Origin of the sequence: Caloranaerobacter azorensis DSM 13643, from assembly GCF_900129995.1 — a bacterium.
GTDB lineage: Bacteria > Bacillota > Clostridia > Tissierellales > Thermohalobacteraceae > Caloranaerobacter > Caloranaerobacter azorensis.
This window is the reverse complement of record NZ_FQXO01000005.1, coordinates 1-12,714: the sequence shown is the minus strand read 5'-3', so window position 1 is coordinate 12,714 and position 12,714 is coordinate 1. Positions and strand designations below refer to the sequence as shown.

Genomic DNA, 12,714 nt, shown 5'->3' with positions numbered 1-12,714 from the left:
TGTTAAACTTTAACTTTAAGTTATAAACGTTGAATTTTTCAGTTTTATAAAAGTTAAAGTTATACTTTAATATCAATATAATTATAATTAATTTTTAATTCATCAAGAATATCCTTTTCTCTTGTATGACAAGTAAACAGTATAATCTGTCTGTTTAAACTCTCTTTAACTAAAAATTCTAGGATATTTTTAAGCCTATCATTATCGTATTGTATAAAACAATCATCTAATATTAAAGGTAAGTTTTTACCCTCTTTAATAATGTCTATTATACCAAACCTTATAGCAAAAAATAACTGATCTATAGTTCCACCGCTTAAACTTTCAATATCAACTAATTTTTTACTCATTGGATCTACTACCTTTATATTGAGTTCTTCAGTTACTTTAACATCTGTATATCTTCCTTGAGTTACATTCGATATTATTTCTCCTACTTTCCTATTTAATTTAGGTGCAAATTCTTTATGTATTTCTCTAGATATCCTTTCTATAGTATTTTTAGCTAGTTCTAGAGCTTCAAGTTTTTCTTCATAATATTTTTTAAGCTTTACTTTTCTATCTATCTCTTCATCTATATCGACTATCGGCCTTGATGACAATGTCAATCCTTTCATTTTTTCTTCTAATCTGGCGTAAAGCTCTTTTTTAGCTGCTATTTGCTGTGTAATTGAAATTACTTCTTCCTCTAATTTTTTAATATCATTACTTTCTATTTTTGAAATATCATAATCTAATTTTAACTCTGCCCTTTTCTTTAAATATTGTAAATTGTTATCTCCAAGAACACTATTCAATAGACTCTTTTTATTTTCTAATTCGTGCATAACTTTTTCAAATTCCACTTTCTTTTCTAATGCAATTTTGAATTCATCTATATTTTTAACTTTATTATTTTCAAGTTTTTCATTTAACTGTAAACTAAATTCTTTAATCCTATTTCTTAATTCATTTATTTCATTATTAACTGCATTCATATCTTCATTAACTAAAACAAAATGTTTCTTATATTCGATATAATCTAGAAATTCTTTTTTCAGTTTTTTAATATTCTCAAGATTTACTTCATGATCAAAACCAATTTGAGACAGATATCTTTCTATAATATTTTTCAATTTATCAACCTCTGACTCCAAAATCAGCTTTTGTGATTTAAGTTCTTTAAGCAAATTCTCTTTATCCTCAATTGACATTAATTCCTTTGTACTATTTGATATCAACTTTTTTAAATCTACTTTATTACTTACGTTGTACCTATTTAATATATCCTCTATTTCCTTATCAATTATATTAATACGATGTTCTCTCTCTCGCTCTTTTTTCTCTATATCTGCTATATTGATTTTAATATTATTTAGATAATTACTCAACTCTTTATGTTTGATTAACATAAGTATAAGAAATATTAAAGGTATTAATGAAGTTAAAAAAAATATCGGCTTTATATAAAAACCTAATGGTAAAGACAGTATAGTACCTATTATCGATAAGATTTTATACGTTTTTAATTTATTCAATTGTTTTTCCTTTTCCTCTAATCTTAATCTTAAAAAACTAATTTTGCCGTACTCACTATTATATTTAATACTGCCTTTTTCATCCTCTAATTCCTCAACTCTATACAAATCTTCTTCCATCTTATCAATATTAGTTTCCTTTATCGTCTCTTTCATATTTGAAATATCTAATATTTTATTATTAATTTCTATCAATTTTTCGCGTTTACCTTGTAAAACGAAAAAATCACTTAAAATATTATCAATTTCATCTATGTTTTTTATAGATTCAAAATTACTAAATCTATCAATCTTATCTGTTATATCATTGATAGCTTCTATCAGCTTTTTCTTCTTATTCTCTAACTTATTTAGACTAAAATTTATTTCATCTATACTATTTTTTAACTTAACCGTTTCTGTAAAATCATCAGGATTTATTATACTATATGCCTTTAATCTTTCTGCCTTCTCTTTCAGTTCATTTATCTGCTCAATTAATTTAACTGCATCACTATATCTTTCTCTTGCTTTATACGTTTTTATTTTTTCAATATCATTTTCGATTTTCTCTTTTTTTGACACAAGTTTTTTAATTTCTTCTTTAATGGAATTTAACTGTATTTGGTGCTGTCTTATTTCTTCTAAAACACTTTCTGATTTCCTTCTTTCTTTATATAATCTGTCTAATTCTTCTACAAGTTTACCATAAGGTGATGTTTTTACCCTTGCTTTAGTCCCTATATCATTTATTTTTTTATCTAATTTATCGATTACTTTTTTGACTGAAATATCTTCATCAAGGCTTCCACCTAAATTTATGAGAGAATCCTTTATCTCTTTAGCCAAATGCTTGTCCGTCTTATTCTGCATTTGACTAATACTTATAGTATTGTTATAGACAACTTTATTCAGTCCGATATGCAATGATGCAGGAATATGAAGTTTCTTTGCATTGTCATATTCAAATAAGTAAGTTAAATCTTCACCTGTTTCATCATCAAAGATTTTTACCTCTTCTTTCCCTTTTAAAAAATTTCTTTCTATTCGATAAAGCACTCCATCACATGAATACTTTAAAATCCCGGAAAATTCACTATCATTCCAAGGAAAATACTTATTATAATCTTCTGTATAATTCTTTCTCTTTGTATACGGCTTAAAAAAACCGTAAAACATGCCTTCAATAAATTTATGGATAGTTGTCTTACCAGATTCATTTTTACCAAATACTATATTTATGCCTTCAGTAAAAGTTATACTTTTATTTTTAAACTTTCCAAATGAATTTAATATAAGTTCGCGAATAACCATTAAATTTTCACCTTCTCATCAAGTAGCGCTTCAAGCCCTAAATATAATGCTTCTTTAACTATTTTATTCTCTAATCCTTCTCTTTTCATACTTTCAATAAAATATCCAATAATATTGTCTTTATTTTCTCTATATATTCTATCAATATCATAATCTGGATTTGTCTTATCTATTATTTCTAGATAAAAAAACTCATCTTTTAAATTCTCCTTTATTTCGTATAAATCAATAGTAATATATCTATCTCTTATACCTTTTAATATTACTCTATACATATTCTTTTTTCTACTCTCTCTATCATCTATATCCACTATTTTCTCCATTATTTCAGCTAAACTCATAGTTTCTTTAATCTCTAAAGTTTTTATGATGAAATTCCTTTTGCTAAACGGAATAAACTTCATATCTACATTTTCTTTTGAAATAAAACCCTCTATTATTCCATGTTCTCCAGTTTCCCCAAAGTCTAAAGGTTCTGGACTACCGCAATAATAAAGCGCATTATCTATAATCTGCGGTTTATGTATATGTCCTAATGCTATATAATCAAATCCTAGTTTTTTTAAAAATTCTTTATCTAAAGGCAAATATTCAGAATTTTTATTAAGAACATCGCCATGGATTAATAAAATATTTATTAACTCTTTATTATCTATACTAAAATCTTTTAATAAATTTTCTCTTATCTCTTTTTTATCCCAACTTAATCCCCAAACTACTGTATTTAAATCTTTAAATTCAATTTTATTAATTTTACCAGTATCAAATATATATACATTTTCTGCCCATTCAATCAATCTATATAATGACTTCTTACCTAAAATATCATGGTTTCCCGTTGAAATTACAACTTTAGTATCCTTAATATCATTAAATCTCAAATTTATCCTCTTAATATCTCCCAAGTTGCAGTAATCTTCTTCAAACAAATCCCCAGCAATTAATAATATATCTGCTTTCGTTTCTCTAGCTCTATCTATTATTTTATTAAACGTTTCCCATATTTCCATTCTCCTCTTATATGCATATTCTCTATCAAAACTGGCATTTTTAAATTCTATTCCTATATGTATATCACCTGTATGTATACATCTTATTTTCAAACTAACACCTCCATAATAGAACATATATTCGTCAAAATACCTCCCTTTTCCTGCATACAATAAAAAAACTTATTTTAAAATAATAACTGTTGCATTTTGATTTATTGAAGTATATAATTTAATTAAGTATATTAGAATTTTCTAATATTATAATTTGATTATTGGCAGAGAATTGAAGAAAGGTGGTAACTTTTATGAATGAGATTATATTTAAGCTTACAGCCTCTTATTTAAAGGCTCTTTCGCATCCTACAAGATTAAAGATACTCGATATTCTGAAAGAAAATGAATTATGCGTATGTAAAATTTTCGAAGCATTAGATTTAGAACAGTCAAATGTTTCACAGCATTTAAGAATTTTAAAAGATCAAGGTATTTTAGTAAGTAGAAGAGATGGTTCAAAAATAATGTATAAAGTCAAAGATACTGAAGTCTTTGATATTATAGATAAAGTTAGAACAATATTAATAAGACAACTTAATGAAACACAAAAACAACTAAAGAAAGGAGGAATATAGGTGCTAAAATTTTTAGCCGATACTGTTACACCTTATATAGTAAATTTTTTCAATTGGATTTTAAGTAAATTAGGTGTAACTTTAAGAGCTGGAGATTCTTTTGCCGGTGCAGTAAATTTTTTCATATACGACAGTCTAAAAATAATAATTTTATTGAGTTTCATGATATTTGTTATATCTTTTATTAGAAGTTTTTTCCCACCGGAAAAAGTAAAAAAAGTTTTATCAAAATTTAATGGTGTTTGGGCTCATATTATAGCTTCTGTATTGGGTGTATTATCTCCATTTTGAAGCTGTAGTACAGTTCCGATTTTTATCGGATTTGTGGAATCGGGTATTCCACTAGGCGTTACTTTTACTTTTTTAGTAACTTCACCTATTGTTAATGAAATAGCTCTAGGATTTTTATTTATTTCTTTTGGAATTAAAATAGCCGCTATTTATACTATAGCTGGCATGATTATAGGTGTAATAGCTGGTATAATTATTGAAAAACTACATTTGGAACATTTAGTTGAAGAATATGTTTATCAGATTCATATGGGTGAAACTGAAATCGAAGAGATGAATTTTAAATCGAGAATTATTTTCTCATTAAATGCCGTAAAAGACATTGTTAAAAGAGTTTGGATTTTTATATTAATAGGTATCGGTATAGGAGCTTTAATCCATGGTTATGCACCCGCTGATTTATTAGTAAAATATGCTGGACCTAATAATCCATTTGCCGTATTTGTAGCCGTAGTCTTGGGAATACCTCTTTATTCAAACGCCGTTGGTACTATTCCTATAGTTGAAGCTCTTATAAATAAAGGGGTTGGAGTAGGTACTGCTTTATCTTTTATGATGTCTGTAGTTGCACTATCTTTGCCAGAAATGATATTATTAAAAAAGGTTATAAAGACTAAATTAATTGCTATTTTTATAGCTATTACAGGAATTTCTATAATATTAGTAGGTTATTTGTTTAATATAATATTATAAATTAAATGGGGGTGAAAACATGGTTATCAAAATATTAGGTGCTGGCTGTAAAAATTGCGAAAAACTATATAATTTGACTAATGAAGTAGTAAATGAATTAGGTATAGAAGCAGAAATAAAAAAAGTAACTGAATTCAAAGATATATTAAGTTACGGGATTATGAAAACTCCAGGACTTGTAATAGATGAAAAGGTTGTAGTATCTGGCAGAGTACCTTCTAAAAACGAGATTAAAGACTTTATTCAAAAATATTTATAAGGAGGCATGAAAATGGATATTAAAATATTTGAAATGGTTTGTTGAGGCGGCAGTAAATTAGGGCCCATCGTTGATGCGGCATTAGATAGATTAGGACTCGATTATGATTTTGATCTAATAAGCGATTTACCTGAAATAGCTAAAGCTGGTGTTACTAATCCACCTGCTTTAATGGTGAATGGTGAAATCAAAATCGAAGGTAAAATTCCTACTGTTGATGAAGTAGTTGAAGTACTTAAGAATATATAATATACTAGAGGGCAAGAATAATCTTGCCCTGTTTTTGTTAGCAAAGTAAAATATTTTATGAAAATGACGCTCATGCAGACGAATTTAGAAAAACTAAAGGCTCAAATTTTGTAGAAAATCCTAACGCACCTAATCAAGACATCCTGTCTTGTAGGATGCTGGTTTGACCTCCTGTCAAACCTACGGATTTTCTACAAAATTTTTGCCTAGTTTTTTAACTAAATTCTTTCAAGCATTCGCTTTCATTTTCATAAATATTTAAAAATATAAGTTTGTTAACAGTATGATGACAAGAATAATCCTGCCCTTTTTATATTATAACTTCTTTAATTAATAAGTTGATATAATCAATAAAAAACCTTTCACAGTAATCCATATGCTCTTTTTCGATTTTATCAATAGTATCTGTATGCCAATGATAATTTTCCATATTACCATACTTATCTTTTCCCAAAAAACTAATAGTATTAAACCGTTGATTGAGCACAGGAAGTGAATCGGTAGGCAATAATAAATTTTTGAATTTTTGTATGTCGTAAGAATCTTTTAATTCATTCGCTATATGCTTTAGCTGCTTATTATATTCTTTAAATACTATCATCCCTTCGCCTTCTAAATAAGTAATATTCCCACTACCTATATTATCAATAACAATAAAATATGTATTACTTTTATCTAATTTATCCTTATATTCTCTTAAAAATGCTTTCATACCTTTTGAACCAACTTCTTCACAACCGGTTAATAAGAATATAAAATTGACGTCATTATAAACACCAAACTCTCCATTTTTAAAATGTTTGGCTAAAGCCATAGTTAAACATGTCCCTGTACCATTATCATTTGCCCCATTTATATATCTACCAATCGCATTTGAATATATGAGAAAAATAATAGATAGCGAAGATAAAACAATTCCTATCGTATTTAAAATATAAATGGTTGAACTTACTATAAAATTACTGACAACAACAGAAATTATTATTAGTGCAAAACTTAAATATGAAAGATTAAAATATGTTTGTATATATTTTTGAAAACTAGGAGCAAATAATAAACTCCCTTTTTGTGTGTCATAATGTCCTGATATAATTATAGTCGGATTCTCTTTTTTAAGCTCATCAAAAACAATTATATTTTGAGAATCATATTTAGGAGAAAAATTAATCTCTGTTAATGAACCTGTAACTTCTAAATAAATCATAAGTATAGGAAGAATTAAAAATATAGATAAATATAATGGATTAACTTGTAATAACAACATTACGCCTGCTAAAACTATAAAAACTCCAAATTGTATAGGAAATGTATACATACAATCCTTTGGTGATTTAAATTTTTGCATAATGACATTTTTAAATCCAAGTTTTTGCATTTCTTCATAAATATATTCTGCCGCTTTACTTTCATTAGCAGAGCAACTGCCACGATGTGGAAATTAACATAATTTTTTTAAATAATTATAACTATACACAACCCCCATCTCCCTTTTACAATTCATAAGAAAATTTACTTATGATATTTTTAAAATTTAATACTTTTTCAATAAATTATTTCATTTTCCATATTCGACAATTTATTTTTTTATCCTGCCCAACAGCTTTAATTTAAAATAGTAACATAATCAGAATCTTCTCATATTATGTATTGAGAGGGATAGCAAATATCCGTTACGGGGAGGTTTATATATGGATAATAATAGCATTTCTGTAGTAGAAAGCTCCAAACCTAAAAATCAATTTTTCTGTGGAGGAGGTTTCTTCTTCATATTCTTCATATTCATCTTCTGCTTCCGTGGTTTTGGATGCATTTTAAATAAAAGATAAAAATCGGACTGGAAAAATTTTTAGATTATTGAGGGACAAAATATCCCTCAATTTTCCCTTTTTCTTAAAGATTTTTTCAAAATCATATATATAATAACTATTATTAATAATATGAATATCAAAACATTAGACGAAGTCAAGAAACTTTTAGGTAGCGTTGAATATAATTTTGAAACCCCAAAAAACATGAATATTGCCGCTGAAAGTATTTTTAATGTAAATCCTGAAATTTTATTACTCAATTTGCTACCTACATAAATTCCTAATATACTAGTTAAAACCATGCCGGTTACTGTCCCTAATAATATAAAAAATGGATATTTTGCATCTATTGATAGAGTAATAGCCGTAAGCTGTGTTTTATCCCCCAATTCACCAATAAAAAACGCTAAAGCCACAGTTAAAACAGGACCAAATCTACTCTTTTTACTGCCTTCTCCTTCTTCATCTTGATCGTATAAAGTCCATAATGCAAATCCTATAAATAAAAATCCTGCTAAAATTTGAATAAAATTTACCGGTATTATACTAGATAAATATGTACCTAATATTACTGCTAAACCATGATTTAAAAATGAACCTATGAATACTCCCAACAACACACTCTCAATACTAAACTGTGTAGCAAATGACATTGCTAATATTTGTGTTTTATCACCCATTTCGGCCATAAAAATTAAAAATAGTGCCCTTATAAATTCTCTTATCATATCTGTTACCTCCTTTATTTATTATATTTATTTATTTGTATATTTAATATTTTTGACCAAGAAAAAAGCGAAACTATTAGCTTAGTATAACTCCCAAAAGGAAATTTTACTAAGCTAAAAGTCTCGCTCCTTTAGAATGACACTCTAAAGTAAATAGAACCAGGTATAAAACCAGCATGTTGATTCTATTTGCGAATATTCGCAGCTACTCCCTTTTAGCTAATTTTACCTTTATTAAATTTAAGAAAAAATAAGCATATCTAAAAATACATTATTAGTTATCGCAAAAATTGTACCTATAATCATTCCAACCAAAACATCCGATGGATAATGCACTCCAATATAAATTCTAGATAAACCTACAACAAATGCTATAGCTATAAAAAACAGTGTAAAAACTGAAAAATTTAATGCTAAAGTTATACATATAGAAAATATTGCAGTAGTATGCCCAGAAGGGAATGAATAATCAAAGAGTTTATTTTTAAAAGTATTAATCCTCTTTAGTTTAACAAAAGGCCTCTCTCTAGTAAATATTTTCTTTAAAAAATGTACTAAAACATGACTCGTACTAAGAGCAGTTATTGATTTATAGCCAGCCATTTTTACTTCGTCATTTCCGAAATAGATTAAAATAAGACATGTTAATATAGTCGAAACTGCTCCTCCTAAATTAGTTATAAGAGGTATAATCTTATCAAGAAAACTACACTTTATCTTATCGTTTATAATATAAAATAATTTTATATCTTCTCTATTAATAAAATTTATAACTCTATTCATTAAAATCATCCTCAAATTACAATATACTTAATTATATTTTACAATAATAGACTAAAAAATACAATTTAAATTAAAAATATCTCTAGTATAAAACTAGAGATCAGACTGTTGACAAACTTATATTTTTCAATATTTATGAAAATGAAAGCGAATGCTTGAAAGAATTTAGTAAAAAAACTAGGTGAAAATTTTTGAGAAAATCCGTAGGTTTGACAGGAGGTCAAACCAGCATCCTACAAGACAGGATGTCTTGATTAGGTGCGTTAGGATTTTCTAAAAATTTGAACCTTTAGTTTTTTCTAAATTCGTCCGCATGAGCGTCATTTTCATAAAATATTTTACTTTGTCAACAAGCTCATCTCTAGTATAAAACTAGAGATATTTTTTTACTTCATATGTATTTCTTAACTTATCAACTTTTTTAAAATAAACCTCATTCTGTTTAGTTGCAATTAATTGATTTTTGATTTGCTCCTTTACTGCTTCAAAAGGACTAACTTCTTCTTCCTTTTTATCTAATACTTCAATTATATGATATCCAAAACTAGTCTTTACTGGCTCACTCATTTGGCCTTTTTCTAATTCAAATGAAGCACTTTCAAATTCTTTAACCATTTTGCCTCTCGTAAAATATCCTAACTCTCCTCCATTTGCCTTTGAAGGACACTTAGAATATTTTTTAGCAGCATCTTCAAAATTTAACCCCTTCTTTATTTCTTCTATTATTCTATTAGCTTCACTTTCTGTATCTACAAGTATATGTCTAGCCCTAACCATTTCTGGTTTTTTAAATCTTGTCTTATTACTATTGTAAAAAGCAACCAACTCCTCTTCTTCAATAGATACATTCTCTAATAGTTTCCTAACTGCAAATTGTTTTAATAGGTTTTGCCTCATATATTCTAATTCTGTTAAAAATTCTTCATCACTATCCAATTTATTTTCTAATGCATCTAAATAAATTAGCTCTTGATTAATAAGTTCGTCTACTAATTTTTTTCTTCCTTCTTCCGAATAAAACTGCATTGCTCTTTGCGGTCCTAAATTCTTTAAAAGTAAATCTACATCTTTTTCTGTTATTTCTTTACCATTTACTGTTGCTAAAACTTTATTTTCCTCCATTGATAAACTCTCCTTTGCATTAAAATATACTGTTATAATAACACAAAAAAGATATCATGTCCAAAATTTATTTTATTCACAAAATTATTTAATTAACATATTTTATATTAAGAAGTATTTACAACATAATATTCTTAGTTAAGGAGGTCATCTAAATGGCTGAAGGTAAAAGTTTATTTGCACAAATAATGGAAGGACAAAGTACAGAATTGTTATTCTTCTTCTTATTATTAGTAGTTATTCTATGTAATTGCTGCAATTACAGATGCTAAACATTATATTACGCATAAACTATTTTATATAAATTCCCCACTACAAAAAGAGCCTGTACAGGCTCTTTTGTAGTATTTCTATCTTGAATTAGCAGGTTCAATATTAATCCTTTTTCCCTTTATTTTATTATTTTTCATAATCATTAATACCTCTTTTGCATACTCTCTTGGTACTTCTACAAAAGTATATCTATCGAAAACATCGATTATTCCAATCAGTTTACCTGAAAGTCCTGTTTCACCAGCAATTGCTCCTACAATATCTTTAGCCTTTATTTTATGCTTTTTACCTATATTTATAAACAATCTTACCATTCCTGGCTCTGCACCTGTATTTTCAAATTCATCATCAAGTTCAAAATCTTCTTTACTCTGCTCTCCCATAGCTATTTTAAGTAGAGCCGCTGCTATATCTATAGAAGTATAGTCTTCCTCTAATAATCTTTCAATATACTTAATATATTTAGTCATATTCCCTTCTTTCAAAACAGCTTTTACTTTTTCTAAATATAAATTAGTTCTAATCTCTTCTACATCATTAATAGTAGGAATATCTTGTCGCACAATTTTAGTTTTTGTATATTTCTGTATTTCCTTTAGTTTGTAGATTTCTTTACCCACTACAAAGTTAAAAGCACGACCTGCTTTACCTGCTCGCCCAGTTCTTCCTATTCTGTGTACATAATATTCCTCATCTCTTGGAAGATCATAGTTGAATACAGCTTCAACATCATAAACATCAATACCTCTAGCTGCTACATCGGTTGCCACCAAAATCTCTATTGTGCCATTTCTAAATTTAGCCATTACTTTGTCTCTTTGTGATTGTTTCATGTCTCCATGAAGACCATCTGCAAAATAACCCCTTCCTTGAAGCTGAGAAACAAGTTCATCTACTCGCTTTTTCGTATTACAGAAAACCAATGAAAGTTTAGGATTATACATATCAATTAAGCGGGATAAAACTTCTAATTTCGTTTTCTCTTTTACTTCAAAATATATTTGCTCTATATTTGGAACTGTAAGCTGCTTATGCACAACCTTAACCAATTGCGGATTTTTTTGATATTTCTTCGTTAGTTCAAGAATAGGTTTAGGCATCGTAGCTGAAAACATTACTGTCTGCCTTTCTTTAGGTATTTCTTTTAGTATTTTCTCTATATCGTCTCTAAATCCCATATCTAACATTTCATCTGCTTCATCTAGTATTGCAATATTAATATTATCCATATTTAAAGTATTACGGCGCATATGATCCATAACACGACCGGGAGTACCAACTATAATATGTATCCCTTTTTTCAAAGCTTTAATTTGTCGTTCTATAGGCTGGCCCCCATAAATAGGTAATATTTTAATATTATTTTTATACTTCGAAAGTCTCCTTAATTCTTCTGAAACCTGTATAGCTAACTCTCTTGTTGGACATAAAATCAAAGCTTGTAATTTCTTATTTTCTGATTTTATTTTCTCCAAAACAGGAATTCCAAAAGCTGCTGTTTTGCCTGTACCAGTCTGAGCCTGACCAATTACATCTTTCCCTTCCATTAATATAGGAATAGCTCTTGCCTGAATTGGAGACGGTTCTTCAAAACCCATATCTTCAATTGCCTTTAATATTTCCTTTGATAACATTAAATCTTTAAATCCTATTTTTATCATATTTTACCTCACTCCATATTTAGTTAACTTAACTAGTATATACTTATTATGCGCAAAAAGCAATCTTTTTTTTCATTTTCTTCAATTCGTAATTTAAGATAATGATAAAAAGTGCCGATAAATAATATATGATGCAGATAAGTAGAAAAGACAAAGAAAAAATAATAGAATCAATTAAAAATGGAAGAATTGATGCAGCTGATATAAGTTTTCCAAATTTAATAGACGATATAATAATGAAAATGAATAGAAAGGGGTTAATAAAGGATTTAACAAAAGTATTTAAAGATAAGCGAAAGAAAAATAAGCACATACCAATGGAAAATATATTAGCTTTATCAATTGCAGCAAAGATGAAGATAAAAACAAGTTTAACAGATATACCATATGCTATAACAGATGCAGAGTTATTATCG

General features: G+C 27.5%; 11 protein-coding genes and 1 pseudogene. 5 read left to right on the top strand and 7 right to left on the bottom strand.

Going from position 1 to position 12,714, the window contains the following annotated elements; genetic code table 11:
• Positions 1-59: 59 nt before the first annotated feature.
• Complete coding sequence (locus BUB51_RS00460; protein WP_073194500.1) at positions 60-2,810, bottom strand: AAA family ATPase; 2,751 nt, start codon at positions 2,808-2,810, stop codon at positions 60-62.
• Positions 2,810-3,913 carry a metallophosphoesterase family protein gene (locus BUB51_RS00455; RefSeq protein ID WP_035164343.1) on the bottom strand — a complete coding sequence of 368 codons (1,104 nt, stop codon included), beginning with the start codon at positions 3,911-3,913 and terminating at the stop codon, positions 2,810-2,812. Before BUB51_RS00455 ends, BUB51_RS00460 begins: the two co-directional genes overlap by 1 nt.
• 194 nt (positions 3,914-4,107) lie before the next feature.
• Here BUB51_RS00455 and BUB51_RS00450 point away from each other — a divergent pair, with 194 nt between their 5' ends.
• The 4 genes and pseudogenes from BUB51_RS00450 (at position 4,108) to BUB51_RS13655 (ending at position 5,923) form a co-directional block, all read left to right on the top strand.
• Positions 4,108-4,431, top strand: coding sequence for an ArsR/SmtB family transcription factor (locus BUB51_RS00450; protein ID WP_073194497.1), 324 nt, complete (start codon positions 4,108-4,110; stop codon positions 4,429-4,431).
• A pseudogene (locus BUB51_RS00445) lies at positions 4,432-5,415 on the top strand (permease).
• Positions 5,416-5,434: 19 nt separating this feature from the next.
• Complete coding sequence (locus BUB51_RS00440; RefSeq protein ID WP_035162076.1) at positions 5,435-5,674, top strand: thioredoxin family protein; 240 nt, start codon at positions 5,435-5,437, stop codon at positions 5,672-5,674.
• Positions 5,675-5,740: 66 nt separating this feature from the next.
• Positions 5,741-5,923 carry a thioredoxin family protein gene (locus tag BUB51_RS13655; protein WP_081943478.1) on the top strand — a complete coding sequence of 61 codons (183 nt, stop codon included), beginning with the start codon at positions 5,741-5,743 and terminating at the stop codon, positions 5,921-5,923.
• 310 nt (positions 5,924-6,233) lie between these two features.
• Here the strand turns inward: BUB51_RS13655 and BUB51_RS00430 are convergent, their stop codons facing one another.
• From BUB51_RS00430 to BUB51_RS00410, 5 genes are all read right to left on the bottom strand, one after another.
• Complete coding sequence (locus BUB51_RS00430; RefSeq protein ID WP_159430362.1) at positions 6,234-7,268, bottom strand: M28 family metallopeptidase; 1,035 nt, start codon at positions 7,266-7,268, stop codon at positions 6,234-6,236.
• A 528-nt stretch (positions 7,269-7,796) separates the two neighbouring features.
• On the bottom strand, positions 7,797-8,459 hold the full coding sequence (locus tag BUB51_RS00425) for a TMEM165/GDT1 family protein (RefSeq protein ID WP_073194494.1): 663 nt from the start codon (positions 8,457-8,459) through the stop codon (positions 7,797-7,799).
• 240 nt (positions 8,460-8,699) lie between these two features.
• Positions 8,700-9,242: a phosphatase PAP2 family protein gene (locus BUB51_RS00420; protein ID WP_073194491.1), complete on the bottom strand. Its 543-nt coding sequence runs from the start codon at positions 9,240-9,242 to the stop codon at positions 8,700-8,702.
• Positions 9,243-9,614: 372 nt separating this feature from the next.
• Positions 9,615-10,364, bottom strand: coding sequence for a peptidylprolyl isomerase (locus BUB51_RS00415; protein WP_073194488.1), 750 nt, complete (start codon positions 10,362-10,364; stop codon positions 9,615-9,617).
• Between the two features lie 350 nt (positions 10,365-10,714).
• The gene (locus tag BUB51_RS00410) at positions 10,715-12,298 is read right to left on the bottom strand and encodes a DEAD/DEAH box helicase (protein WP_073194486.1); all 1,584 of its coding nucleotides are present in this window, start codon (positions 12,296-12,298) and stop codon (positions 10,715-10,717) included.
• Between the two features lie 128 nt (positions 12,299-12,426).
• Here BUB51_RS00410 and BUB51_RS00405 point away from each other — a divergent pair.
• A partial coding sequence (locus BUB51_RS00405; RefSeq protein ID WP_278293534.1) for a hypothetical protein occupies positions 12,427-12,714 on the top strand: 288 nt, incomplete at its 3' end.